The organism is Xanthomonas sp. WHRI 7065, assembly GCF_040203115.2.
Classification (GTDB): Bacteria; Pseudomonadota; Gammaproteobacteria; order Xanthomonadales; family Xanthomonadaceae; genus Xanthomonas; species Xanthomonas arboricola.
In genome coordinates, this window is sequence record NZ_CP168194.1 from 1,812,507 (window position 1) to 1,839,128 (window position 26,622).

Annotated in this window: 22 protein-coding genes; 1 reads left to right on the forward strand and 21 read right to left on the reverse strand. The window is 66.7% G+C overall.

All coding sequences use genetic code 11. The annotated features are described in order from the left end of the window. Window positions 1–4 precede the first annotated feature (4 nt). The 15 genes from ABQY64_RS07835 to ABQY64_RS07905 all read right to left on the reverse strand — a co-directional run bounded on the left by ABQY64_RS07835 (window position 5) and on the right by ABQY64_RS07905 (window position 20,624). A complete protein-coding gene (locus ABQY64_RS07835; RefSeq protein ID WP_127158383.1) occupies window positions 5–1,408 on the reverse strand; it encodes a TolC family protein in 1,404 nt (467 codons plus the stop codon). Beyond that, on the reverse strand, window positions 1,405–2,490 hold the full coding sequence (locus ABQY64_RS07840) for an HlyD family secretion protein (RefSeq protein WP_127158384.1): 1,086 nt from the start codon (window positions 2,488–2,490) through the stop codon (window positions 1,405–1,407). The genes ABQY64_RS07835 and ABQY64_RS07840 overlap by 4 nt, the downstream gene beginning before the upstream one ends. Then, window positions 2,474–4,162, reverse strand: a complete 1,689-nt coding sequence (locus tag ABQY64_RS07845) for an ABC transporter ATP-binding protein (protein WP_104589064.1) — start codon at window positions 4,160–4,162, stop codon at window positions 2,474–2,476. Before ABQY64_RS07845 ends, ABQY64_RS07840 begins: the two co-directional genes overlap by 17 nt. 88 nt (window positions 4,163–4,250) lie before the next feature. Beyond that, window positions 4,251–5,150 (reverse strand): hydrogen peroxide-inducible genes activator, encoded by a 900-nt coding sequence (locus ABQY64_RS07850; protein WP_065048893.1) that lies wholly within the window; start codon window positions 5,148–5,150, stop codon window positions 4,251–4,253. A gap of 101 nt (window positions 5,151–5,251) precedes the next feature. Continuing rightward, a complete protein-coding gene (locus tag ABQY64_RS07855) occupies window positions 5,252–7,021 on the reverse strand; it encodes an ABC transporter transmembrane domain-containing protein (RefSeq protein ID WP_349779935.1) in 1,770 nt (589 codons plus the stop codon). Continuing rightward, window positions 7,018–7,620 carry a YigZ family protein gene (locus ABQY64_RS07860; protein WP_039528102.1) on the reverse strand — a complete coding sequence of 201 codons (603 nt, stop codon included), beginning with the start codon at window positions 7,618–7,620 and terminating at the stop codon, window positions 7,018–7,020. Before ABQY64_RS07860 ends, ABQY64_RS07855 begins: the two co-directional genes overlap by 4 nt. A gap of 375 nt (window positions 7,621–7,995) precedes the next feature. Then, window positions 7,996–8,589, reverse strand: coding sequence for a TIGR00730 family Rossman fold protein (locus tag ABQY64_RS07865; RefSeq protein ID WP_016901548.1), 594 nt, complete (start codon window positions 8,587–8,589; stop codon window positions 7,996–7,998). Between the two features lie 155 nt (window positions 8,590–8,744). Further along, complete coding sequence (lpdA, locus tag ABQY64_RS07870) at window positions 8,745–10,181, reverse strand: dihydrolipoyl dehydrogenase (RefSeq protein ID WP_039528099.1); 1,437 nt, start codon at window positions 10,179–10,181, stop codon at window positions 8,745–8,747. A gap of 150 nt (window positions 10,182–10,331) precedes the next feature. After that, window positions 10,332–11,546, reverse strand: a complete 1,215-nt coding sequence (gene sucB / locus ABQY64_RS07875) for a dihydrolipoyllysine-residue succinyltransferase (protein ID WP_166764242.1) — start codon at window positions 11,544–11,546, stop codon at window positions 10,332–10,334. Window positions 11,547–11,588: 42 nt separating this feature from the next. Continuing rightward, entirely contained in the window at window positions 11,589–14,492 is a 2,904-nt protein-coding gene (locus tag ABQY64_RS07880) for a 2-oxoglutarate dehydrogenase E1 component (protein WP_349779936.1), read from the reverse strand. A gap of 105 nt (window positions 14,493–14,597) precedes the next feature. Then, window positions 14,598–15,527 carry a GNAT family N-acetyltransferase gene (locus ABQY64_RS07885; RefSeq protein ID WP_166764243.1) on the reverse strand — a complete coding sequence of 310 codons (930 nt, stop codon included), beginning with the start codon at window positions 15,525–15,527 and terminating at the stop codon, window positions 14,598–14,600. Beyond that, window positions 15,524–17,014 carry a cupin domain-containing protein gene (locus ABQY64_RS07890; protein WP_349780030.1) on the reverse strand — a complete coding sequence of 497 codons (1,491 nt, stop codon included), beginning with the start codon at window positions 17,012–17,014 and terminating at the stop codon, window positions 15,524–15,526. Before ABQY64_RS07890 ends, ABQY64_RS07885 begins: the two co-directional genes overlap by 4 nt. A 192-nt stretch (window positions 17,015–17,206) precedes the next feature. Further along, window positions 17,207–17,839, reverse strand: coding sequence for a DUF3060 domain-containing protein (locus ABQY64_RS07895; RefSeq protein WP_349779937.1), 633 nt, complete (start codon window positions 17,837–17,839; stop codon window positions 17,207–17,209). A gap of 58 nt (window positions 17,840–17,897) precedes the next feature. Then, window positions 17,898–19,265 carry an adenylosuccinate lyase gene (gene purB, locus ABQY64_RS07900; RefSeq protein WP_349779938.1) on the reverse strand — a complete coding sequence of 456 codons (1,368 nt, stop codon included), beginning with the start codon at window positions 19,263–19,265 and terminating at the stop codon, window positions 17,898–17,900. A gap of 36 nt (window positions 19,266–19,301) precedes the next feature. Next, window positions 19,302–20,624 (reverse strand): hemolysin family protein, encoded by a 1,323-nt coding sequence (locus tag ABQY64_RS07905; protein WP_166768215.1) that lies wholly within the window; start codon window positions 20,622–20,624, stop codon window positions 19,302–19,304. A gap of 289 nt (window positions 20,625–20,913) precedes the next feature. On the opposite strand from ABQY64_RS07905, the gene ABQY64_RS07910 reads away from it, so the two are divergent. After that, a complete protein-coding gene (locus ABQY64_RS07910; protein WP_102252181.1) occupies window positions 20,914–22,320 on the forward strand; it encodes an aspartate ammonia-lyase in 1,407 nt (468 codons plus the stop codon). 56 nt (window positions 22,321–22,376) lie between these two features. Here ABQY64_RS07910 and ABQY64_RS07915 read toward each other — a convergent pair whose 3' ends face one another. The 6 genes from ABQY64_RS07915 to ABQY64_RS07940 form a co-directional block, all read right to left on the reverse strand. Then, a complete protein-coding gene (locus tag ABQY64_RS07915; protein WP_102252182.1) occupies window positions 22,377–22,799 on the reverse strand; it encodes a hypothetical protein in 423 nt (140 codons plus the stop codon). A 204-nt stretch (window positions 22,800–23,003) separates the two neighbouring features. Next, a complete protein-coding gene (locus tag ABQY64_RS07920; protein WP_065048880.1) occupies window positions 23,004–23,534 on the reverse strand; it encodes a DUF2884 family protein in 531 nt (176 codons plus the stop codon). Window positions 23,535–23,568: 34 nt separating this feature from the next. Continuing rightward, window positions 23,569–24,393, reverse strand: coding sequence for a GIN domain-containing protein (locus tag ABQY64_RS07925; RefSeq protein WP_349779939.1), 825 nt, complete (start codon window positions 24,391–24,393; stop codon window positions 23,569–23,571). A gap of 10 nt (window positions 24,394–24,403) precedes the next feature. Further along, a complete protein-coding gene (locus tag ABQY64_RS07930; RefSeq protein ID WP_039520498.1) occupies window positions 24,404–25,390 on the reverse strand; it encodes an ABC transporter permease in 987 nt (328 codons plus the stop codon). Continuing rightward, a complete protein-coding gene (locus ABQY64_RS07935) occupies window positions 25,387–26,262 on the reverse strand; it encodes an ABC transporter ATP-binding protein (protein WP_166764246.1) in 876 nt (291 codons plus the stop codon). The genes ABQY64_RS07930 and ABQY64_RS07935 overlap by 4 nt, the downstream gene beginning before the upstream one ends. Then, the gene (locus ABQY64_RS07940; RefSeq protein WP_003483692.1) at window positions 26,259–26,621 is read right to left on the reverse strand and encodes a GntR family transcriptional regulator; all 363 of its coding nucleotides are present in this window, start codon (window positions 26,619–26,621) and stop codon (window positions 26,259–26,261) included. The genes ABQY64_RS07935 and ABQY64_RS07940 overlap by 4 nt, the downstream gene beginning before the upstream one ends. Window position 26,622: the final 1 nt, after the last annotated feature.

Here is a 26,622-nt window from a genome sequence, read left to right on the forward strand (position 1 = left end):
CTGCTCAACGGCTCAGCTGCAATGCGTCCCGGTCGGCCGTTGCCGCTGCCAGCTCGGCACGCGCCGAGGCAATGCGCGCCTGCGCATCGATCAGGCGCACGCGGGCATCGTTGGCGGTTTCTTCGCGCTGATTGACCAGGAAGAAGTCGCCCGAGCCCAGTTCGAAGCGGCGGCGCTCGGCCACGGCCAGGCGGTCGGCCAGGCTGCGTTCTTCGTCGGCGATCTTGGCCAGCCGCTCGGCAGCGGTGAGCGAGATGACGATCGATTCGACCTCCACGGTGATCTGGTCGCGCAGGTAGCGGCTGCGCTGATCCAGCGCCTCGATCTCGGCGCGTGCCTCGGCGACCTTGCCCTTGGCGCTGCGGTTTTCCAGCGGCACGCTGAAGCGGAAGCCGATGATCGCATCGGTCGGCGAGCGGTTCGGGCCGCCCACACCGGGCGCCCCCAGATCCTTGCTGACCTCGAAGCTGACATCCAGGCGTGGTTTGAGATCGTTCTGCGCCAGCATCAGCCGCGCGGTGGCCTGGTCGATCCGGGTCAGCACCGCGCGGTAATCGGGGCGCTCCACCGGCGCGGTGATCCTGCTGGCACCGGCCAGACCTTCCAGCGCCGACGTATCGGCCGGCAGGCGCTCGGTGGAGACGATCAACGGCATGCCGGCATCGTCGCGCAGGTACAGCGACAAGGCATTGGCGGCGTTGGCGAAGTCCTGCTCCGAGCGCACCACCAGGGCGCGCCGGCGGACCAGGTTCTGGTCGTTTTCGGTCAGCAGGATGGTGGGCCGCGCGCCCAGCGTCACCTGCCGGGAAATCGCATTGCGGCGCTGCTCGGCCAGCTGCAGCAGCTCGTTGTACGCGCGCAGCTTCAGGCCGGCTGCGACCCAGCTCTGGTAGGCATCCACCGCGCGGCGTTGCACGCCGATGGCGACCATTTGCGCTTCGTACTGGGCGACATCGATATCGCCACCGGCAACGCTGCGGCGGGTGCGGCGCTCGTCGACCACGCGGTCGCGCAGCAGCGCATACAGCGCGCCGACTTTCACTTCGCCGCCGCGGTCGGTGTAGGACTTGTCTTCGTAGACCGGGAATGCGCCGCGCGAGGAGCGGTAACCGCCGTAGTAATAGCCGCCGTTGTCATCGAAGGGACGCTTGACGGTGCTTTCGATCGTGCTGCCGTCGTAGTAGCCGGCCTCGCGCGAACGGCCGTCGAGATCGAACACGGTATCGAACGCACCATCGGCCGAGATGCCCTTGCCCTCGGCCTGGCGGACCTTGGCCAGCGCTTCGACGATCTGTGGGGAAGAGCGTGCAGAGGAGCGCAGCACTTCGTCCAGCGTCAGCGGGGTGGTCTGGGCGGTAACCACGCCCGGTGCGAGCGCGATCAGCAGGACGACAAGACGGCGGATCATTTCTTGCCGGTCTCGTCGTCTTCGGCCTTGGGCGTCGCCTTGGCCTTGCCCTCATCCTGCGTCGTCGTCGCTGCCGGACGGCGGCCGAACTCCAACGGGAAATTGTTGAGCTGGCGCCACAGTTCGTAGCCCACCTTCACCGTTTCGCCCTGCACCCAGCCGCGCACCTTGCCGCCCTGGCGGGCGAATTCCTGCGCCGGCCAGGCCGGCTTGCCCGGTTGCGGTTCGACCAGGATGCGGAACAGGCCATCGGGCGCGGCATTGGGGTCGATGGCGCGCACGCGGCCATCGAACATGCCGTGCGCCACCGACGGCCAGCCGCTGAACTGGATCGCCGGCCAGCCTTCGAACTCCAGCCGCACCGGGCGGCCGGGGCGGATCAGCGGCACGTCGCGGCCGTCGATAAACAGCTCGACCGCGCGCTCCACCCGCTCCGGCGCGATCACCGCCAGCACCGTGCCGGGCGAGACCATCGCGCTGCCACTGGCGGCGTTGAGCTGCTGCACGCGGCCATCGCGCGGTGCGCGCACCAGCTGCGCCGACTGGCGGTTCAACTGGATGTCGATGCGGGTCAGCTTGGCGCGCGATTCGGCCAGCTTGGCATCGGCCTCGGCGACCTTAATCTGGGTCAGCTCGAAGTCGCGGCGGCCGGCCAGCCCTTCGGCGAGCAATTGCCTGCTGCGCGCCACATCGATGCTGGCGACCGCGCGCGATTGCTGGATCGCGGTGATTTCCGCCTGCACCTGCGCCCGCTCGCTGGCCAGGCGGGCGAGCAGATCCGGGTCCAGGTCGCCGACGCGCGCGATTGGATCGCCGCGCGAGACATGCTGGCCGTCGTGCACATACCAGCGCTCGACCCGGCCGGGCACGAAGGCGGTGACCTGCTGCTGGCGGTCGCCCGGATCCAGCGCCACCACCTGGCCCTTGCCGCTGGCGGTCTGCACCCACGGCGCCAGCGCCAGGATCGCGCTGGCAATGACAATGCCGATCAGCAGCATCCAGGCCAGCGCCTTGGCGATGCTGGGTGGGCGCATCGCCGCCAGGGTGGGAAAGTGTGCGTTGCGATCAGTAGCGTGCTGCATCGTTTGCCTCCTGCGTGGAGGCGATCAGTTCGGCGCGGGTGGCAAAGCGCTGCTGTCGCTCGGGCTGCAGGTGGAACCAGCCATCCAGGGTGATGTCTTCCGGCCGGCCGGTGCACAGCAGCACCGTGGTGCCGGCCGCCTTCAGGCGTCGCAGCACGCCGGCCAGGCGGTCGGCGGGAATCAGGTCGTACAGCTGCGACAGCATCAGCACGCGCGGGCGCACCAGCAGCGCATTGGCCAGCTTCAAGGCCATCACTTCGCCGATCCACAGCGGGTAGCCGGAGGCCGCCAGCCGCGTGTCCAGGCCCTGCGGCAGCGCGGCGATGCGGGTGCGCAAGCCCACCGCATCGATCGCCTCCAGCATCGCCTCGGAGTTCACGTCGGCCGACGCCAGCGCCAGATATTCGCGGATGGTGACTTCGACAATGGTCGGCCGGTCGAGCACCGTCACTTCCGAGCGCAGCAGATACATGTCGAAGGTGGCCATGTCCGCACCGCCCACCATCACCAGCCCGCGATCGGGGACTACATGGCGCTTGAGGATCATCGCCAGCAACCGCTCCGCGCCGCCATCGGCGATCGTCACCAGCTGCTCGCCGGCAGCCAGCGAAAAATCGAAACGCGCGCCGTCGATCACCACCCCGTCCAGGCGCACCGCGCTGTTGCCAGGCGTCTTGCCGGGTGCCACGACCGCACGTTCCTGCGGGATGGCAAACAGCAGCGACAGTTCCTCGGAGCTGGCCACCAGGTCGTAGAACGCGTCCAGGTACGCACCGAGTTGCGAGATGCCGTAGAACACCGCGCTGAGGATCAGCTCAGCCGCCACCAGCTGGCCGATCGACAGCTCGCCCCGCAGGATCAGGTTGCCGCCCAGCGCCAGCAGCGCCGCGCTGGCGATCGCGTAGACCAGCAGGAACGCGACCGTCTGGGTGAAGCTGTAACGGAAGTGGCGCCGATGCCGGTCGACATAGGCGGCGGTGACGGACTCGGAGCGGTCCATCGCAAAGTTGAGGTGGCGGCTGGATTTATAGAAGCCGTTGGAGCCACCGACACTTTCCAGCCAGCGCGCGGCCTCGTGCTTGGCATGGCTCAGGTCGACCGCGGTGCGGATCGACCCGCGCGACCAGATCATCCAGATGCCGAAGATGACCAGCAGTAGCAAGGCATTGAAGCCCAGGAAGAACGGGTGGTAGAAGCTGGTGAGTATCAGCCCGACCGCCGATTGCAGCACGATGGTGAAGGCGCCGATGGCCAGGCTCGGCACCGCTTTCTGCACTACCACCAGATCGAAGTAGCGGTTGAACATGTCGCCGCGGTTCTGATCGGCGAAGAACGGATTCTGCGCATGCACCGCGCGCACGGTGATTTCCGACACCACGCGTGCGAACAGCCGGCGCTCGAACAGCGCCATGACCCACACCCGCATCGCGCTCAGGCCGGCCACCAGCAGCAACAGGCCCAGCAGCAGGCTCGACAGGGTCCACAGCGGCGCCGGCAGCGCGGTATTGGCCACGCTGTTGATCAGCAACTGCACCGAGATCGGCGTGGCCAGCGACAGCAGGCTGATCGCGACTCCGTACACCATGGCCAGGCGCACATAGGGCATGTCCGGCCCGACGATTTCCGCCAGCCAGGCTCCCGCTTCCCGCCATCCGATCTGCTTGCCCGCCATTCGATTTCCGTTGATGAGTTCAATGAAGCATTGACGAGTTGCAGCTGGCGAACAAGGCCGCAGCGCTTATTCGACGCATAGGATTTTCCTATGCGGCCACCGCACGCAGAAGATCGGCGATCAGGCCGAAGGCCGGCGCGCGGCCTGCGCCCTGCCGCCACAACAGCCCGATCTCCCTATAGTAGCGTCCGCCTTTGATCGGCCGGACCACGACATCGTCGCCCTCGCGGATTTCCTGGCGCACATACAGGTCTGGCAGCAGTGCAAGACCCATGCCCATCCCGGCCATCTGGCGGATCGCATCCAGGCTGGTGCCTTCGTAATCGCGCAGCACATTGGCGCCGACGTCCATGGCGATCGCCGCAACCTGTTCGGCCAGGCGGTACTCGGGCATCAAGGTGAGCAGGTTGGCGCCGCGCAGATCGGCCGGCGTGATGCAGGTCTTGGCCCGCAAGGGGTGATCGGCGGCCATGGTCACGTGCAGCGGTTCGCGGAACAGCCGCTCGCTATGCAGGCCGCGCTCGGCCACCGGCAATTGCGCCAGGATCAGGTCGTGCACGCCGCTGGCCAGGCCGCTGGCGAGCGCGGTCGGCAGGCCTTCGCGCACGTGCACGCGCAGCGCCGGGTGTTCGCGGTGCAGGCGCGCGACCAGGCTCGGCATGAGATAGGCGCCCAGCGTGGGCGACACGCCCAGCCGGATGGTGCCGATCAAGGTATCGGCCGAGGTGGCGCGGACGTCTTCCAGATCGGCGACGTCCAGCAGGATGCTGCGCGCGCGATCAAGCAGGTCGCGCCCCAACGGGGTCAGGATGGCCGGCACGCCGCGTTCGAACAGCGCGGCGCCGACGATGGTTTCCAGCGCCCGGATCTGCTGCGACAACGAGGGTTGCGACACGCCCATCTGCTCTGCGGCGCGGGTGAAGCTGCCGGTGTCGGCGAGCGCGACGAAATAACTGAGCTGGCGAAGGGTGGTTCTGGGGCGAGGCATGCGTGACGTCGTCAGGTGGGGGCGCGTGGGGGCGCAGGATCGGCCCGGGCCGCTGCCGAGGACACGCTGGCATGACAGCACACGCCGGTGTCACCCAGGCGTCATTGATCGATGAACTGCAGCCGCGCCAGCTCCGCGTACAGGCCGCCTTCGGCGATCAATTGCGCATGCGTGCCCTGCGCGACGATGCGGCCGGCATCCATCACCACGATGCGGTCGGCCTTGAGCACGGTGGCCAGGCGATGGGCAATGACCAGCGTGGTGCGGCCTTCCATCAACCGGTCCAGCGCCTGCTGCACGGCGCGTTCGCTCTGCGCATCCAGCGCGCTGGTGGCCTCGTCCAGCAGCAGGATCGGCGCGTCCTTGAGCAAGGCGCGCGCGATCGCCACCCGTTGCTGCTGGCCGCCGGACAGGCGCGTGCCGCGTTCGCCGAGTTCGCTGGCGTAGCCCTGCGGCAGGGCGCGGATGAAACTGTCGGCCTCGGCGGCCGCGGCGGCGGCTTGCACCTCTGCATCGCTGGCGTCCAGGCGCCCATAGCGGATGTTGTCGGCGGCGCTGGCGGCAAACAGCGTGGGTTGCTGCGGCACCAGGGCGATGCGTTCGCGCAGCAGTACCGGGTCGGTATCGCGCAGGTCCACCTCGTCGATACGCAGCCTGCCGCTGACCGGGTCGTGGAAGCGCAGCAACATCGCCAGCACCGTGCTCTTGCCGGCGCCGGAGGGCCCGACCAGCGCCACGGTTTCGCCCGGATGGACATGCAGGTCGAAGCCATCCAGCGCCGGCGCATCGGGGCGCTGCGGATAATGGAATACCACCTGATCGAAATGGATCGCGCCGCGCAGCGGCTGTGGCAAGGGCTGCGGCGTGGCCGGGGCGACGATCGCCGGCTGCTCGTCGAGCAATTCGCCGACCCGGCCCATGCCGCCGGCCGCGCGCTGCAACTCGTTCCAGACCTCGGCCAAGGCACCGACCGAGCCGCCACCGATCAGCGCGTACAACACGAACTGACCCAGCGTGCCGGGGGTCATGCGTCCTGCGATCACATCGTGCGCGCCCAGCCACAGCACACCGACGATGGCGCCGAAGATCAGCATGATCGCCACCGCCGTCACGGTGGCCTGGGTGCGGATGCGCAGCCGTGCGGTATCGATCGCGGCGAACAGGGCCTGGCTGAAACGCTGGCTCTCGTAGCGCTCGCGCGCATGCGCCTGCACGGTGCGCACCGCACCCAGCGTTTCGGCCGCCAGCGTGTTGGCATCGGCAACGCGGTCCTGGCTGGCGCGCGAGATCTTCTGCAGGCGGCGTGCGCCCAGCACGATCGGCAACACCGCCAGCGGAATGCCGATCAAGGTGAAGCCGGCCAGCCGCGGGCTGGTCACGAACAACATCACCATGCTGCCCATCACCGTCACCGAGCTGCGCAACGCCACCGACATGGTGGTGCCGATCACCCCGCGCAGCAGCTCGCTGTCGGCCGACAGGCGCGACACCAGCTCGCCGCTGCGGCTGCGATCATGGAAGTCGGCGTCCAGCCCGATCAGATGCGCATACAGGCGGCCGCGCAAATCGGCCACCACTTTTTCGCCCAGCAACGCGACGAAATAAAACCGCGCGGCCGTTGCCACCGCCAGCACCACCGCCACCGCGAACAGCAGCGCGAAGGCGTGGTTGATCTGCGAGCCGCCGGAGAAACCATGGTCGATCATCTGCTTGACCGCCGCCGGCAGGCTCAACGTGGCGGCCGAGGAAATGGCCAGTGCGATCAGCCAGGCGGCGAACAGGCCACGCTGGCGCTGCACGAACGGCCACAAGGTGCGCAGGCTGCCAAGCTTCCGCAACGGGTTGGGCCTGGCGGCGGCTGGCTGGTTCATGCGGCTTCCGGTGATGAGAGATGGACACGGTTGCGAGTGGCGTCGCACAGGCGCGTTTTCAAGCCGGCCAGTTGATCGGCCGGCAGTTGCACGCGCAGTGCCGCGCCCTGCGCGTCGAAGCGCTCGTCCAGCTTGTCGGCGTGGAAGGCGCTCAGGGCAGCATGCACCAGGCCCAGGTCGTCGAACCGACATTGCAGGTCGAGCAGCGACAACGCAACCAATGGCTGTCGCGCCGCCAGTCGCAGGCATTCGGCCGCGGCGCCGCCGTAGGCACGCACCAACCCACCGGCACCGAGCTTGATGCCGCCATACCAACGCGTGACCACCACCACCACACGGTCATAGCCCTGGCCATCGATGGCCGCAAGAATCGGCCGCCCGGCAGTGCCGCTGGGCTCGCCATCGTCGCTGGAACGGTAGTCCTGCCCATATCGATAGGCCCAGCAATTATGGGTGGCATCGGCAACGGACACGCGCTGCACGATCTCCAGCGCCTGCGCGGGAGAGTCCAGTGCCGCAGCGTTGGCCAGAAAGCGACTGTGCTTGATGTCCAGGCTGTGGTGCGCGTCAGCGGCGAGGGTATCGAGCATCGTCGCCATTCTATGCGAGCCGGTCGCGCCGGACGCCGCAGCCATCGTGACTGCCGTTGCAAGCCTGCAGATCGGCAGGGGGTTGGGCGGTGCGTTGCGACGGGGGATGTGCAATGAGCGCCGTGGCTCCTAGGCGGTTACGCCAGGGTGCTATCGTTGCTCTGTCGACCTGGTGAACAACGTGACGCGGTGCGTGACATGGCAGCGCAGCTGGGTGCGGCATCGCGCCGGAGCGATGGCCGCATACGTGAGAGATGGCGACGGTGCGTCGCTGCACTTGCACGCAGCTGACGTATGACTACAGCGCCGCTGCGTGCCTACTGAGGCGCGTGCCTGACGCCAGGCCTGGCCTGCGATGGGGCAGGGAGCGTGCGTCGCCTCGCATCACACAAGCGTCGAGCGGCGCTTCTCGTCGATCCACTTGGAAGCCTGTGCCGGCGTGTAGTGCTGCATCCACTCCAGCATCTGTTCGATATCGGCGCCGTACCACAGGTCGCTGCGCTGGTCCGGATGCAGGAAGCGCTCTTCCACCATGCGATCGATCATGCCGATCAGCGGTGCGTAAAACCCTTCGATATCCAGGAACGCGCAGGGTTTGTTGCCGATGCCGAGCTGGCGCCAGGTGAGCATCTCGAAGATCTCTTCCATGGTGCCGAAGCCGCCGGGCAGGGCGACGAAGGCATCGGACAGCTCGAACATGCGCATCTTGCGCTCATGCATGGAGCCAACGATTTCCAGCGTGGTCAGCCCACGGTGCGCCACTTCCCAATCGGCCAGCTGCTGCGGAATCACCCCGGTCACCTCGCCACCAGCCGCCAGCACCGCATTGGCCACGGTGCCCATCAGCCCGACATTGCCGCCGCCATACACCAGCCGCAGGCCCTGCTCGGCGATGCGCTGGCCCAGCGCAGTGGCACGCTCGGCATAGGCGGGTTTGTTGCCGGCATTGGAACCGCAGTAGACGCAGATGCTTTTCATGGGATTCGGGAATCGGGAGTTGGGAATAGGGAATGGGTCAAAGCAAACACAGCAGCCAGAACGCATGACGCCGGACCTAGGTCCGGCGTCAGCATGAAGAGAGAGGTGAAGGGAACGCTCTTACGATTCCCGATTCCCCACTCCCGATTCCCGGCTTAGTTGGCCTTATGAATCGCGCGCTTGCTCACTGCCATCGCGGCGTCGTGGATCGCTTCGGACAGCGTCGGGTGGGCGTGGCAGATGCGTGCCAGATCGTCGGCCGAGCCGTTGAACTCCATCGTCAGCACGCCTTCGTGCACCAGCTCGGACACGCCCACGCCAACCAGGTGCATGCCCAGCACGCGGTCGGTTTCGGCATCGGCGATGACCTTGACGAAGCCGGCCGGCTCGCCCATGGCCACGGCACGGCCGATCGCCGCGAACGGGAAGCTGCCGGCCTTGTAGGCGACGCCTTCGGCCTTCAACTGCTGCTCGGTCTTGCCGACCCAGGCAATCTCCGGCTCGGTGTAGATGACCCACGGAATGGTGTCGAAGTTGACGTGGCCAGGCAGGCCGGCGATCAGCTCGGCAACCGCGATGCCTTCCTCGAAGCCCTTGTGCGCCAGCATCGGGCCACGCACGCAGTCACCGATCGCCCACACGCCATCGACGCCGGTGTGGCAATGCCCGTCCACCTCGATCTGGCCACGCTCGTTGAGCTTGACGCCGGTGCCCTCGGCCAGCAGGTTCTTGGTCGCGGCCTTGCGGCCCACGGCCACCAGCAACTTGTCCACGGTCAGGGTCTGCTCGCCGGCTGCGTCGGTGTAGCTGACCACCACCTGCTTGGCATCGCCGCTGCCGGTGATCTCGGTCTTGCTGACCTTGGCGCCGAGCTTGATGTCCAGGCCCTGCTTCTTGAATTCCTTCAGCGCGGTCTTGGCCACTTCGGCATCGGCCAGCGCCAGGAAATCCGGCAGCGCTTCGAGGATGGTGACCTCGGCGCCCAGGCGCTTCCACACGCTGCCCAGCTCCAGGCCGATCACGCCGGCGCCGATCACCGCCAGACGCTTGGGAACGGCGGTGAAATCCAGGCCGCCGACGTTGTCGACGATGGTGTCGCCTTCGAACTTGGCAAACGGCAGCTCGATCGACTCCGAGCCCGGCGCCAGGATCACGTTGGTGCCCTTGAGCTCGATCTCGCCGCCTTCGTGCTGGGCGACCTTGACGATGTTGCCCGGCAGCAGCTGGCCGAAGCCGTAGTAAGGGGTGATCTTGTTCGCCTTGAACAGCATCGCGATGCCGCCGGTGAACTGCTTCACGATCTTGTCCTTGCGGCCGATCATGGTGGGCACGTCCATCTTGGCGTCGTTGAAGCTGATGCCGTGGTCGCCGAACAGGTGGCCCATGTTCCAGAACTGGCGCGAGGAATCCAGCAGCGCCTTGGACGGAATGCAGCCTACGCGCAGGCAGGTACCGCCCAGGGCCGGCTTGCCATCCTTACCGATAGCCGCGTCGATGCAGGCAACCTTCATGCCCAGCTGGGCCGCGCGAATCGCAGCGTGATAACCGGCCGGACCGGCACCGATGACGACGACGTCGAATTGTTCGCTCATTTCATTTGCTCACGGGAATGGGGAATAGGGAATGGAGAATCGCAAGAGCGCATGCGTGCGCCTGCTGCGTCCCATCCAGGTCCAGGCGGGAATGGAGCGGTCGATGGGCGCTTGTCCCATTCCCGAATCTCCATTCCCGATTCCCGGCTCTTACAGACCGAACAACATCCGGCCCGGGTTTTCCAGCTGATTCTTGATGTCGACCAGGAACTGCACCGAGTCCTTGCCGTCGATGATGCGGTGGTCGTAGGACAGCGCCAGATACATCATCGGAGCGATCACGACTTGGCCGTTCTCGGCGATCGGGCGTTCCTTGATCGCGTGCATGCCCAGGATGGCGCTCTGCGGCGGGTTGATGATCGGGGTCGACAGCAGCGAGCCGAAGGTGCCGCCGTTGGTGATGGTGAACGTGCCACCCTGCAGATCGTCCAGGCCCAGCTTGCCGGCGCGCGCCTTGGCGGCGTAGTCGGCAATGCCCTGTTCGACGTCGGCGAACGACTGGCGCTCGACGTTACGCAGCACCGGCGTGACCAGGCCCTTTTCGGTCGATACCGCGATCGAAATGTCGCTGTAGCCGTGATAGATGATGTCGTCGCCGTCGATCGAGGCGTTGACCAGCGGGAAGCGCTGCAGCGCATTGGCGGCGGCCTTGACGAAGAAGCTCATGAAACCGAGCTTGATGCCGTGCGCCTTCTGGAACTCGTCCTGCAGCTCCTTGCGTGCGGCCGAGACCTTGGCCAGGTTGACCTCGTTGAAAGTGGTCAGCATCGCGGTGGAGTTCTTGGACTCCATCAGGCGCTTGGCGATGGTCTTGCGCACGCGGGTCATCGGCACGCGCTCTTCCGGACGGGCGCCAGACGCCTTGCCCACGCCGCCGGCCTTGGCGAAGTTGACGATGTCTTCCTTGGTCACCGCGCCACGACGGCCGGTACCTTCGACCTGGGCCGGATCCACGCCCTGGGTGATCGCGGAAAAACGCGCACCCGGCGGTAGCGCATCGGCAGCGGACTTGGATGCAGCGGCAGGCGCAGCGGCAGCAGCCGGGGCCGGCGTGGCGGCCGGGGCAGCCGCGGCCGGAGCCGGTGCCTCGGCCTTCTTCTCCTCGGCCGGTGCGGCCGCAGCCACGGCGCCTTCTTCGATGATCGCCAGGATCTGGTTGCTGGTGACGGTGCTGCCGGCTTCGAACTTGATTTCCTTCAGCACGCCGTCGACCGGCGAAGGAACTTCCAACACGACCTTGTCGGTTTCCAGGTCGACCAGATTCTCGTCGCGCTTGACCGCTTCACCGGCCTTCTTGTGCCAGCTGGCGATGGTGGCGTCGGAAACGGATTCGGGCAGTACCGGAACTTTGACTTCGGTGGCCATTCGGGGAGCGTCCTAGGGTTTTCGTTCTTTGGGGAAGAGGAGTTATTCAGCGACTTGGTCGTTGAACGGATTGAGGAGCGCATCGGCGACCAGCTTCTGCTGTTCGACGATGTGGTCGGCCATATGGCCGGCGGCAGGCGAGGGCGAACGGGCACGGCCGGCGTAATGCAGGCTCTGGCCGCTGGCCAGGCAGAAGTTCAGGTGGTGGCGGATCTGGTACCAGGCACCCTGGTTCTGCGGTTCTTCCTGGCACCACACCACGTCGGTGGCGTTGGCATAGGCCTTGAGCTCGGCGGCCAGCTGCGCACGCGGGAACGGATACAACTGCTCTACGCGCAGGATGGCGACGTCGTCCTGGCCACGCTTGGTCTGGTCTTCGAGCAGGTCGTAATAGACCTTGCCCGAGCACAGCACCACGCGCTTGACCTTGCCGGCGTCGGCCTTGGCGTCGGGAATCAGATGCTGGAACTCGCCCTCGGCCAGTTCTTCCAGGCTCGATACCGCCAGCTTGTGGCGCAGCAACGACTTGGGCGTCATCACCACCAGCGGCTTGCGGGTGGTCATGCGCATCTGGCGGCGGATCATGTGGAAGCACTGCGCCGGCGTGGTCGGCACGCAGACCAGCATGTTCTCCAGCGCGCACAACTGCAGGAAGCGCTCCAGACGCGCGGAGCTATGCTCCGGGCCCTGGCCTTCATAGCCGTGCGGCAGGAACAGCGACAGGCCCGCGATACGGCCCCACTTGGCTTCGCCAGCGGCGATGAACTGGTCGATCACCACCTGCGCGCCGTTGGCGAAGTCGCCGAACTGCGCTTCCCAGATGCACAGCGCATTCGGGTCGGTGGTGGAGTAGCCGTATTCGAAGCCCATCACCGCTTCTTCGCTGAGCAGCGAGTCGATGATGGTGGCATCTTCGGGGTTCTGCACCAGCTGGCGCAGCGGCAGGTGATAGCTGTCGGTCTTCTGGTCATGCAGGATCGCGTGACGGTGGAAGAACGTGCCGCGACCGGCGTCCTGGCCGACCAGGCGCAGCTTGTGGCCTTCGGCCAGCAAGGTGGCATAGGCCAGGTTTTCGGCAAAGCCCCAGTCGCCGGCCTGCTCACCGGCGGCCATCTTGACGCGGTCGTCGTAGATCTTGCCGACGCGCGCATGCAGCTCGACGCCTTCCGGAATCGTGGTGATCAGCTTGGCCAGACGGTCCAGCTGCTCGCGCTTGACGCGGGTGTCGACCGGATCGGCAGCGGTGCCGACCAGATACTTGGACCAGTCGATGGCGAATTCGTCCGGCTTGCGCGTCGCCAGTTCGGTGGTGTACTCGCCCGAATCAAGCTTGTTGCGATAACCGTCGACTAGCGCCTTGGCCTCGTCGGCGCTCAGCACGCCGTCGCTTTCCAGCTTGGCGGCGTACAGCTCGCGGGTGGTCTTGTGCTTGCGGATGGTCTGGTACATCACCGGCTGGGTCGCTGCCGGTTCGTCGGCCTCGTTATGGCCCCAGCGGCGGTAGCAGACCAGGTCGATGACCACGTCCTTCTTGAACTGCTGGCGGAATTCGTAGGCCAGCTTGGACACGAACATCACCGCATCCGGGTCGTCGCCGTTCACGTGGAAGACCGGCGCGCCGATCATCTTGGCCACGTCGGTGCAGTACAGCGTGGAACGGGCGTCGTCGCGGGCGCTGGTGGTGAAGCCGATCTGGTTGTTGACCACGATGTGCACGGTGCCGCCGACGGCGAAACCACGCGCCTGCGACATCTGGAACAGTTCCATCACCACGCCCTGGCCGGCGAATGCGGCATCGCCGTGGATCAGGATCGGCAGCACGGTCTTGCGCTCGGCATCGCCAAAGCGTTCCTGACGCGAACGCACGCTGCCGACCACGACCGGGTCGACGATTTCCAGGTGCGAGGGGTTGAAGGCCAGCGCCAGATGCACCTGCTTGTCGCCACCGACCGCGATGTCGGCCGAGAAGCCCATGTGGTACTTCACGTCGCCGGTGTGGGCGCGGTCGTCGTGGGCGTGCTCGAACTTGCCTTCGAACTCGTCGAACAGCTTGCGCGGGTTCTTGCCCAGCGTATTGACCAGCACGTTGAGGCGGCCGCGGTGGGCCATGCCGATCACGATGTCCTTGACCTGATCGTTGCCGGATTGGCGAATGATCTCGTCCATCATCGGGATCAGCGCGTCGCCGCCTTCCAGCGAGAAGCGCTTCTGGCCGACGTACTTGGTGTGCAGGTAGCGCTCCAGGCCTTCGGCAGCGGTGAGCCGCTCCAGCGTGCGCTTGCGGCTGGCCGCGTCGCCGGCGATCTTGCCGCCGGCATCTTCCAGGCGCTTGTAGATCCACTGGCGCTGGTCGAATTCCTGGATGTGCATGAACTCTGCGCCGATGGTGCTGGCGTAGGTCGCCTTCAGGCGGGCCAGCAGATCCTTCAGCTTCATGCGCGGCTGGCCGCCGACGCCGCCGGTGCTGAACTCGCTGTCCATATCCGCCTGCGACAGGCTGTGGAACGGCAGGTCCAGATCGGGCGGGTTGACCGGCGGGGTCAGGCTGAGCGGATCGAGCTGCGCGCCGAGGTGGCCACGCGCACGGTAGGCGGTGATCAGGCGGCCGACGTTGCGCTCGCGCTCGTCACTGGCCGCTGCGCCGGTGCCGGCATTGGCAGCCTGCTTGGAGGCGGTGAGGATGTGGGCAATGGCTGCCGAGTGCGGTACATCACCGGCATCGCGACCCTTGAAGCCATCGAAATAGCTCTTCCACTTCGGGTCAACACTGTCCGGGGCGACGAGGTACTGCTCGTACAGATCCTCGATATAGGCGGCGTTGCCGCCGGCGAGCTGCGATGACTGTGCGAACTGCTTTAGGAGATTATCCACGATGGTAAGTCGGGTCTGCTGTGGGGATGATTGTGCGGAAGCGGCGGGGCGAGATGCCCTGTCGGTCGGTCTCAAATCTCTAAAAATTATACCCCCTTGCGCTAGTGAGGGGGCGTCTGCCAGCTGACCGGACGGGTAGGTGCAACCGCCTGGCGCCTACGTGCGAAGGGCGCTGCGGTCTCAGATGCCGAGTGCGCGCGGTTCGTTCCAAAGCGCGCTACGCTCCCATATCTGCGCGAATTCGCGCTCCAGCTGGCGGCTGCGCGCCGCGCCCGACAGCCAGGTTTCGCCATCGTCGAAGCGATGGCCTGTTGGACGAAAGTAGTAGGCGTCATCGCCCACCACATAGGCCGACGCGTAGCTGGCATCGACCGGATCGCTGACCGCGCGGAAGCGGAACACGCTGGGCAGGCGCTGGGCCAGCCGCAGCATCGCGCTGCTGTTGGCGCCCGCGGCGGCGGTGTCCTGCACCAGCACCTGCACGCGCTTGTCGTGGCGGGCGGTGGCGAAGCGGCGCAGCGCATCGAGCACTGCGGGGTTGTCGAACAGCGGTGGATCCAGTGCCCGCGTATAGATCAGCACCTGGCGGCGTGCGGCGCACAGCAGGCCGGTGGTGGCGGCCAGGGCCGCGCGCAGGTCGTCCACCGCCATCGGGCCGTCGAGACGGCGGTGCAGGGGCCTACCCGGGCGATCGCCCGCCGTTGCCGCGCTAGCCGAGTGCCGGTCGGAAGAGGTGTCCGGCAGGAAGCCCAGGCGTGCGAACACGGCCTCGGCGTCTGTGTTCACGCGGGTTTGCAGGCCGGGCCAGCCGCGTTGTTGCGCGGTGGCGACGGCGGCTGCGAGCAACCGGTCGGCCAGGCCGCGGCGGCGCCAGCCCGGCAGCACGCCGAGCCGGTCGATGCGCCGATCCGCCGTCAGCCGCACCGAGCCGACCAACTGGCCGTCCTCGTTGCGCAGCGCCAGGTGCAGGCTGAGCGGGTCCAGGGCGTCCCAGTCGGCAGCGCTGTCGTCGGTGCTGCCGGTGCCGCAGGCCAGGCGCAGCGCGCGCAGGGCTGCGGCGTTGGACGCCGCATCCAGCGAGACGATCTGCGGCCCGGCCTGGGAACTCATGCGCGCTGGTCGGACCCGTCGTCGTCGCCAGCGTCCGATGCCGCGTCGTCGTCGGCCAGCCCGCGGTCGTCGTCCTGGTCGGCATCCTCGCCTTGTTCGGCCTCCTCAGCCTGGGCCGGGCCGTCCGCGGCGTCGGCGACCTGCTCGACGTCGGCCTCGGCGTCGATTTCATCGTCCGCGTCCGGCGTGTCGGCCTCGGCGTCGGCATCGTCTTGGTCAGCCGACAGGCTCAGGACGTGGGCCTGGTCGTCGTCGATGTCCTCGATGTCGTCCTCCGCGTCCTCGTGGGCGCGCTGGTAATGGCCCTGCGCCAGCAGCTCCAGCACCACCTCGCGGCCACGGTTGGACAGCTGCGCATACAGTGCGCCGTCGATCTCTTCGGCTGCGGCCAGCCGTGCGGCGTCCTTGGCCGACAGCGCGAATTCCAGGCCGCTGCAGAACAGGGTGGCGCCACGCTTGGCGCGCCGCCAGGCCAGCCGCGACCAAGGGTGACGGTGCAGCAGCACGCCTTCTTCCAGCGCCTGCTCGACCGCCTCGCGGGGGATCGGTTCGGGTGCCGGCACTACGTCGCCGGAGGCGCGGTAGGTGGTCATGAAGCGGCCGAACCAGTCGCCCAGGCGATCCGGGTCGTTCATGCGCAGCGCGTTGAGCGCTTCGACCACGCGGTTCATCGCGGTGACGTCGATCTCGTACGGATCTGCCGGCACCTTGAGGTCTTCGTCGTGATAGCGCACGGCCTCGTCGGCATCGGCGATCAAGGTGTCCAGGTAGTCGCCGATCAGCTCGGCCGAGGACGGCGCGCGGGTGCCGATGGAGAAGGTCAGGCAGGCGTCTTCGGCCACGCCGTGGTGCGGCACCAGTGGCGGCAGGTACAGCATGTCTCCCGGGCCCAGCACCCAGTCGTGGGTGGGCTTGAAGTCGCGCAGCAGCTTGAGCTCGACATCGTCGCGAAACGCCAGCGGCGCGGCCTTGCGGCCCTGCTGCGCGCGTGCGTCGATCTGCCAGCGGCGGTGGCCCTGGCCCTGCAGCAGGAACACGTCGTAATGGTCGACATGCGCGCCGACCGAGCCGCCGGTGGCGGCGAAGCTGATCATGATGTCGTCGATGCGCCAGCGCGGCAGGAAGCGGAACTGCTCCAGCAGCGCGCGGACGTCGGCGTCCCACTTGTCGACGTCCTGCACCAGCAGGGTCCAGTCATGGTCGGGCAGGCCGGGGAAGTCGGTTTCCTGGAACGGGCCGGTGCGCACGTTCCAGTCGTCGGTGGCGCGGTCATGGCTGATCAGGCGTGCCAGCACGCCGTCTTCGCAGGCCAGGCCGGCCAGGTCTTCGGGCTGCAGCGGGGACTGGAAGTCCGCAAACGCATTGCGGATCAGCAGCGGGTGCTTGTGCCAGTAGTTGCGCAGGAAGCGCTCGACCGGCATGCCCAGCGGCTGGTCGCGGGTGGCGTGGATCTCGAAGGGCAGTGGCGCGCCTTTCCTGGCGGCGATCTTTTTTGCGGGGGTTTTTTTCATGGTGTCACGGGTCCGACTGGAGGGCCGGCGCGGTGCGGCCGGCGAGGTGGCTTATTGTCGCCCAGCCCGCCATGCGCTGCCTTGCATGCGGGTGTCGCGGTAAGGTTGCGGTGCGCGTCCGGGCCATGCAGGGCCGGGTATGCAGCTTGGTGTCTCGGTGTCAGCAGATCAGCGGGTGGATATCTGGTTGTTGCTGCCATAGTCGTTGACCATCGCAGTGCCGGATTGCTGGGTGATGCGGTTGCCGCGGCCGTGCAGCGTGACGGAGGCGATCGCCTGCGCCTGTACCTGGTTGTCGTCGCCCGGCACCAGCAGCGTGCCGATGCGGCCGGCCTTGAGCGTGGAGGTGCGGCTGAACAGTTCGATGGTGCTGGCATCGCCGGCGAGGGTGACCTGGGCATCGTTGCCGACCATGCGCACTGCCTCGGCGCGCTCGATCTGCACGATCGCATGCTGGCCCAGCACTGCGATCGTGCCGCAGTCACCCTTGAGGACCAGATTGGCGTTCTGGCCGGTCAGATCGACGTTATGGCCGTCGCAGCTGACCGTGCCGCTGGTCGAGGTGACCATCAGTGTCTGCCGCTCGCCATTGCTGGCGACCTGGGTGGCGCCGTCCATGCTCGGAACTGACGGAACCGAAGGAACCGGCGGCACCGGTGCGGCCGCCACGCCGGCCGGCGCGTGCGGCGCGGCAGCGGCGGAGTCGGGGTGCGAGTCGGGAGTGGCCTGCTTCCCGCAGGCCAGCAATCCGCAGGCCACCGACGCAAGCAGGGAGGCAGACAGCAGCGCGCGCAATGCCATGGCAATACTCCTGACAGCTGGATACAAGGGCGTGATACCGGTGGATGAATACCGCTGCTTAGATCGCGCGCGCCAGCTGTTCGGCCAGCCCGGTGTACGCACCCGGCGTCAGCGCCCGCAGCCGCTGCTTGTCCTGCTCCGGCAACTGCAGGCTCTCGACAAAGGCCTGCATGGACGCGGCAGTGATGCCCTGGCCGCGGGTCAGCGCCTTGAGCTGTTCGTAGGGGTTGGGCAGGCCGTGGCGACGCATCACCGTCTGCACGGCTTCGGCCAGTACTTCCCAGGCCGCATCCAGATCGGCATCCAGGCGTTCGGGATTGACGGTCAGCTTGCCCAGACCCTTGGCCAGTGAATCCAGCGCGACCTGGGTATGGCCGAACGCGGTGCCGAGCGCGCGCAGCACGGTGGAGTCGGTGAGGTCGCGCTGCCAGCGGCTGATCGGCAGCTTGGCGGAAAAATGCTCGAACAGCGCATTGGCGATGCCGAAATTGCCTTCGGCATTTTCGAAGTCGATCGGGTTGACCTTGTGCGGCATGGTCGAGGAGCCGACTTCGCCTTCCTTGAGCTTCTGCTTGAAGTAGCCCAGCGAGATGTAACCCCAGATGTCGCGCGACAGGTCGATCAGGATGGTGTTGACGCGGCGGCTGGCGTCGCCGATTTCGGCCACGTTGTCGTGCGGCTCGATCTGGGTGGTGTAGGGGTTGAACACCAGGCCCAGGCTTTCGACGAAGCGCTGCGCGAACGCGGCCCAGTCCAGCTCCGGGTACGACACCAGGTGCGCGTTGTAGTTGCCGACCGCGCCATTGATCTTGCCGGTCAGTTCGACCGCGGCGATCTGCTTGCGCTGCCGCTCCAGGCGCGCGACCACGTTGGCGATTTCCTTGCCCAGCGTGGTGGGCGAGGCGGTCTGGCCATGCGTGCGCGACAGCATCGGCTGGCCGGCCTGGGCATGGGCGAGGGCGCGCAGGCTGGCAGTGATGCCGTCCAGCGTGGGCAGCAGCACCTCGCGGCGCGCCTGCTCCAGCATCAGGCCGTAGCTGAGGTTGTTGATGTCCTCGCTGGTGCAGGCGAAATGCACGAATTCCAGCGCCGGGCCCAGCTCGGCATCGTCCTTGAGCTGTTCCTTGATGAAGTACTCCACCGCCTTGACGTCGTGGTTGGTGGTGCGCTCGATCTGCTTGACCCGCGCGGCATCGCCGACGCTGAAGTCGTCGGCCAGGCGGCGCAGGGTCTGGGTGGCGGCGGCCGAGAATGGCGCCAGCTCGGCGATGCCCGGCTCGGCGGCCAATGCCAGCAGCCATTCGATCTCGACCTTGACCCGCGCCTTGATCAGGCCGTATTCGGAGAAGATCGGGCGCAGCGCATCCACTTTGGAAGCGTAGCGGCCGTCGAGCGGGGACAGGGCAAGCAGGGCGGAATCCGACATGGGCAGGGCACTGGGAGGCTGGCGGGGGTGCGTATTCTACGCCGCCCCGGCGCCGGCTTCGCCGATCGGCCGCACCGTGATGGCCTGGATCCGGTGCCCGGCCATGCGCCGCACCGTCAGTGCGTGGCCGTCCAGCTCCAGGGTTTCGCCTTCTTCGGGCAGCCGCTGCAACCGGTGCACGATCAGCCCGCCGACCGAATTGACGTGGTCCGGCGCGCTCAGATCCTGGCCCAGCAGACGTTCCAGGCGGAAGATCGAGGTGCTGCCGGCCACCAGCAGCGAGCCGTCCTGGCTGCGGATCGGGGCATCGCGCACCACGTGGCGGTGCTCGTCCTCGATCTCGCCGACCACCACTTCCAGCAGGTCTTCCAGGGTGAAGAAGCCCAGGATGCGTCCCTCGTCCTCCACGCACAGCGCCAGATGGGTGGTGCCGGTGCGGAACTGCTCCAGCGCGCTGGGGATCGGGGTTTCCAGGGTCAGCAGGGTGGGCGGGCGCAGCAACGGGCGCAGATCGTCCAGGTCCTGGCTGCGTGCCATCGCCACCAGCAGATCCTTGGTATGCAGGATGCCCAGCACCTGCTCGCCATCGGCGTCGAACCACGGGTAGCGGCTGTAGCGCGACTCGCTGAATTCGGCCAGCACCGATTCCAGCGTCATGCCTTCGCGCAGGCTGCGCAGGTGCTCGCGCGGGCGCATCAGGTCGCCGGCGACCAGGTCGGGCAGTTCCAGTGCGTGGCTCATCAGGGCCAGCCCGTGATCGGGCGTGGTGGCGTTGGGATCCTGGCGGCCGACGATCAGCATCAGCTCCTCGCGCGAATAGCGATGCGACTGATGTTCCACATCGCCCCAGCCCAGCACCCGCAGCAGGCGGTTGGCGCTGGTGTTGAGCACCCAGATCGCCGGGTACATCAGCCAATAGAACACGTAGAGCGGCGCGGCGGTCCACAGCGACATCCGCTCCGGGCGGCGGATCGCCATGGTCTTGGGCGCCAGTTCGCCCAGCACGATGTGCAGGAACGAGATCAGGCTGAAGGCGATCGCCAGTGCGGTGAACTGTGCCGCTTCCGGCGACAGGCCGGCGGTGTCGAACAGCGGCTGCAGCAGATGCGCGAAGGCCGGCTCGCCGACCCAGCCCAGGCCGAGCGAGGCCAGGGTGATGCCGAGCTGGCACGCTGACAGGTAGGCATCCAGATGCGCATGTACCCCGAGCAACAACCGCCCACGCCAACCGTTGTTCTGCGCCAGGCCCACCGCCTGCGTGTGGCGCAGCTTGACCAGCGCGAACTCGGCGGCGACGAAGAAGCCGTTCAACAGCACCAGCAGCAGTGCGACGAACAACAGCAGCACGTTACCCAACATGGCGTCCGCCTCCATGGCGCGTAGCGGCAGTGACGCGGTATGTCAGCGGCTGCGCGTCGGTGCCGGGGCAGTGTGCAAGCAAGCAAGACGCAAACGATGCGTTTCTACAGTCAGGGTCGTCGCCCATGGCGGCGTGGTACCTCGTATGGATCATTGGGCAGTCTAGCCCAGGGCTTGCGACGACACGGTCGCAACGCTGCGAGCGAGTATCGTAGGCAGCCTCGCCAGCGTGGGCACGCCCGCTGCCAGCCATCCATCACCACAAACCAACAATGTGCGGAGAGTGCAGATGAGCGAACGTTTCAGGACCGAACACGACAGCATGGGCGAATTGCAGGTGCCCGCCGATGCCTTGTGGGGCGCGCAGACCCAGCGTGCCGTGCAGAATTTTCCGGTGTCCGGCCAGCCGATGCCGCGCGGCTTCATCCGCGCGCTGGGGCTGATCAAGGCCGCTGCGGCTAGCGTCAATGCCGAACTCGGGCTGCTGCCCAAGTCGATCGGCAAGGCCGTGCAGGATGCGGCGCTGCAGGTCGCCGACGGCACGTATGACGCGCAGTTTCCGATAGACGTCTACCAGACCGGCTCGGGCACCTCGTCCAACATGAATGCCAACGAGGTGATCGCCACGCTGGCCACGCGCGCCGGCAAGGACGCGGTGCATCCCAACGATCACGTCAATCTCGGCCAGAGCTCCAACGACGTGGTGCCCACCGCGATCCGGGTGTCGGCGTTGCTGGCGGTGCAGGAACACCTGCAGCCGGCGCTCAAGCATCTGCGCAAGACCATCGACAAGCGCGGCAAGGGGCTGGACAAGGTGGTCAAGACCGGGCGCACGCATCTGATGGATGCGATGCCGCTGACCTTCGGCCAGGAATTCGGTGCATGGTCGGCGCAGCTGAGTTCGGCGCAGGAGCGTATCGACGATGCCCTCAAGCGCCTGCGCCGGCTGCCGCTGGGCGGCACCGCGATCGGCACCGGCATCAATGCCGATCCGCGCTTTGGCGGCAAGGTGGCCAAGGCCTTGTCGGGCTTGAGCAAGTTCAAGTTCGAGAGTGCGGACAACAAGTTCGAAGGTCTGGCTGCGCAGGACGATGCGGTGGAGTTGTCCGGTCAGCTCAATGCGCTGGCGGTGGCACTGATCAAGATCGCCAACGACCTGCGCTGGATGAATGCCGGCCCCCTGGCCGGGCTGGGCGAGATCGAGTTGCCGGCGCTGCAGCCTGGCAGTTCGATCATGCCGGGCAAGGTCAACCCGGTGATTCCCGAAGCCACCGTAATGGCCTGCGCACAGGTGATCGGCCACCACACCGCGATCACAGTGGCCGGGCAGACCGGCAACTTCCAGTTGAACGTGACGCTGCCGCTGATCGCCTACAACCTGCTGGATTCGATCAACTTGCTGGGCAATGTGGCGCGGTTGCTGGCCGATAGCGCGATTGCCGGGTTGAAGGTACGCCAGGAGCGCGTGCGCGAGGCGCTGGATCGCAATCCGATCCTGGTTACCGCGCTCAACCCGATCATCGGCTACGAGAAGGCCGCGGCGATCGCCAAGCGTGCCTACAAGGAACAGCGCCCGGTGCTGGACGTGGCGCTGGAAGACAGCGGGCTCAGCGAGGCGGATCTGCGCCGTTTGCTGGATCCGGCTGCGCTGACCCGCGGTGGCATCCAGGCCGGCAGCACGGGCGGCGGTGGCTGACCACCGCAGCGTGCGCTCCTACATGGCTTTGCGCGAATCCGCGGCTTCGCCAGGACTCAGTGCCGCTCGGCCTGCACGTTGCCGAAGCTCTCGCGATACGGCTGCAGCGACGGGATTTCATCGAGCAATTCGCCGCTGAGCTTCTGGATCTCCGGGGTGGCGGTCAGCTTGATCGACTTGTATTCCGGGTCCGCGCCAGCCTCATTGATGGCCTGCTGGCGCAGCATCTGCAGGTGCCCGAACAGCAACTGCAACTTGGCGCGCGTCGGCTCTTTCTGCGGCAGCGCGATATCGTCGATCTTCAGCGTGCCGTCGGGGGTGATTTCCGCATTGGCCGCGGGTGGGCGGCGGATCATCACCGACTGGGTGGTGATGGCAACGCGCGGCTTGCCGCGTTCGGCGCGCCGCGACGACTGGTCGCCGCAGGCGGTCAGGGCGCATAGCAGGAGCGCCATGCAGAGCATCACCAACTTGTTCATGGGGTCGCCGAGTTCAGGGGAGCGCACTAGTGTAATCCCGCTCCGGCCAGCCGATCGGCGCCTGTGGCATATGGCGCGGCTGACAAGATGTCGCAGGCGGTATCGGGTACCTAGCGTGCGCGCAGCAATCGGCGTGACGATCCATAAGGTTCCGGTCAGCCGCTGCGCCCGTCGATGCGGGCGCAGCGGCGATCAAGGCCGCGCTTACTTGCGGCAGTCGTCGATATCGTGCTGGGTGAGGGTCGAGTACGGCGCGAATGCCGGCACCAGTTGCGCGGCGGCGTCCTGCGCGTTGCGCAGCTTGGCCAGCTGATCGCAGATCTGCATCGCAGTGTGTTTGAAGGTTTCCGCCTGCGCTTCGATCTTGTCGCCGATCTGGTCGGTGTTGCCGCTGAGCACACCCTTGAGCGCTTCGCCGGCGGCATGCGCACCGAAGGCCGCGCCCTGCGTGCCGATGTCGATGCCTTTATCGGCGACGCCCTGGATTTGCACGTAGAAAGCGCGCATCGCCTGCCGCTGCGCATCGTTCAGGCTCACCGGCTTGCCGGCGATGCTGAGCGCGCCATCCACGCCGATGGTGGCCGCAGGCAGGCCGTCGCGGTGGAGCGTCAGGCTCTTGCCGTTGAAGATCACCCCGTTCGCGTTGGTCTTGCCCGACACCACGACCGTGGGTTCGGACTTGCCGCAACCGACCAGCAGCGCGCCCACCAGTACCGCACAAATCAACAGTTTCATCAGCCGTCCCCCTCTTGAATGGTCAATGCAGTGGTCAGTTGTCGGTCGGCACGCGGGTGGTGCCGGCCACATCGCTGACGTCGATATCGCCGCTGCCCTTGCGCGCGACGCTGACATCGCCGCGCACCTTGTGCACGCTGAGTGCGCCGGAGCTGACCGCTTCCACGCCGACATCGCCTTGCACATCGTCGATGTCGACATCGCCGGAGCCGATCGTGCCGAACTTGACGTTGCCTGCCACGCCGCGCAGCTTGACGTCACCCGAACCGACCTTGCCGACCTCTGCTGCGCCATGCACCTGCCTGGCCTTGAGATCGCCCGAGCCGACCGCCAGCACGCGCAGCGACCCCATCTCTTCCAGTTCGATATCGCCGGAACCGACCTTGGCGGTGACCCGGCCCCTGGTGCGGCGGATCGCCATGTCGCCGGAACCGACATCGGCACTCACGGCAGCAGCGCCGCTGATCTCGGCGTCACCGGAGCCCACGTCGAACTGCACCAGCAGCGTGTCCGGCACGCTGCCGCGCAGGTCCAGGTACGAATAGCTGTCGCCGATGGAGATGCGCAGCGGGCAGTCGTCGGCCAGCGTCACCACCAGCTTGTCGCCGACCCGCTTCTGGGTGACGGTCAGGCCCTTGAGCAGCTCGGCCCTGGCGGCGCAGGCGCGGCCGCCCAGACGCCCGCCGTTGCCCGGCGCGGCGTCCAGATGCAGGTCGTTGGAGCCGACCTCGAACAGCACCGACTTCACTCCGCTCAGCTTCAACTCCAGACTGCGCGGTTCGGAGAACTTGCATTGCTCCTCGGCAAACGCAGCGCCGGGCACGGCGAACAGGATGGCCAGACTCAGCAGACGACGCATGGGATGTCCTTCAGGCTTCGGAGCGCCGACGGCGCAGGTAGATGGAGGCGGCGATCAGGACGACGCCGATTGCAGCGCCGATCCAGATGTCCGGATTGCCGTAGACCCGTGCGCTGTCGGTGTGCTGCAGCGCCCACTGCACCAGATCGCTGGGGTTCTGCATTGCGCTGCTGTCGAGGTTGCCGCTGACCGCACGCGGCGACCACGTGCCGGGAAGGGCGCTGAGCAGGCCGCGGTAGCCGACGATGTACCAGATCCAGCCGATCGGCAGCGAAATACCCGGCATCGCCGAGAGGATGCTCAGCATCACGCAGGCCAGCAGCGGGAACAGCACCGCCCACAGGAACGGCTTGCTGGTGGCCCAGGCCGAGCAGAACATCAGCCAGCCCACCGTCGGCAACGCCCACAGCAGACTCATCGGCACGGTCTTCAGCAACAGCCACAGCAACGAGAACGGGTGCGAGTGGGTGGCCAGGGCCCAGGGGCTGGGGACGCCGGCGATCGAGGCGCCCACGATGGCGATCAGCCACAGTGCCAGGCCGACCAGCACGCCGATCACGATGGCGATCAGCGGCGCCAGCAACAGCGCCCAGGCGGCCTTGGACAGCACCGTCTGCACATCGGACACCGGCAGCGATTTCCAGAACAGCACGCTGCGGTCGCGGCGGTCGTCGTACAGGCTGCCCAGCGAATAGAAGAACACCACGAACGCCAGGACCACCGAGGCGATGCCGATACCGCCCAGCAGCAGGCCGTCTCCAACTTGTCCCAGGGTGCGCGTGTATTCGGCCAGATCGTCCATCGTGATGCTGTCGCCGATCATGTTGCGACGCGCGCTGATCGCGCCGATCACCGCGCCCAGCAGCGCGAAGAACACCGCGATGCCGCCGGTGATGATCTGTGCCCAGACGAAACCGCCACGGTGTTCCCAGTACTCGCGTTTGAGCAGCCAGCCGAACGTGCGTGCGGGAGAAGCTTGGTGGGTGAGTGCATTCATGCGTAGGTCCCCTTCATGACCGCAACGAACAGGTCGGCAAGGCCGGGATTGCGGATTTCGCCAAAACGGGCGAGCTGCGCTTTCGGCACGCCATCGAACAGCATCACGGTCTTGCCAAACGGCAGGCTGCGCTCGTCGATCGGCTGCAGGCCTCTGGCGGCGTCGAGATGCTCGGCACCCACCAGCACTTCGGTGTACCGCTCGGCCACGTTTTCCATGTCAGCGGTCAGCACGATGCGGCCGTCGCGGATGAACATCACATCGGTGAGGATGTGCTCGATCTCTTCGACCTGGTGGGTGGTGACGATGATGGTCTTCTGCTCGTCGAAGTAGTCCTCCAGCAGGCGCTGGTAGAACTGCTTGCGATACAGGATGTCCAGGCCCAGGGTGGGCTCGTCCAGCACCAGGATGCGGGCATCGATGGCCATCACCAGCGCCAGGTGCAGCTGCACGATCATGCCCTTGGACAGTTCGCGCACCCGCGACTTGCGGTTGAGCTGCGTATTGGCCAGAAAGCGTTCGCACTTGGCGCGATCGAAGCGCGGATGCACGCCGGCAACGAAGTCGATCGCCTCCCCGACCCGCAGCCAGCGCGGCAGTACCGCCACGTCGGCGATGAAGCAGACCTCGTTCATCAGCGCATTGCGCTGGGTGCGCGGATCCATGCCGAGCACGCTCAGTTCGCCGTCGAAATCGGTCAGCCCCAGCACCGCCTTGAGCGCAGTGGTCTTGCCGGCGCCGTTGGGGCCGATCAGGCCGACGATGCGTCCGGCGGCGATGGTGAAGCTGGTGTTGTCCAGCGCGAGCCGATGCTTGTAAGCCTTGCGCAGGCCACGTGCGTCGACCACATGGTCGGAGGAGACGGCGGTCATGGTGTTTTTCCCTGTGGCAACAGATCGTCGATGGACAGTCCCAGGCGCTGGATGCGTTCCAGCACTGCGGGCCATTCTTCATTCAGGAAACGCTCGCGCTCGCTGCCGCGCAATTTCTGTGCGGCCTCCGGGGTCATGAACATGCCCAGGCCGCGGCGTTTCTCCACCAGGTTCTCGTCGGCCAGTTCCTGGTAGGCGCGCGAGACGGTGATGGGATTGAGTTGGTAGTCGGCCGCCACCTGCCGTACCGAGGGCAGGGCGTCGCCAGGCTTGAGGATTCCATCGAGCATCATGGCTATCACCCGTTCCTTGAGTTGGCGGTAGATGGGAGCGCCGTCGCTCCATTGGATGTCGTTCATG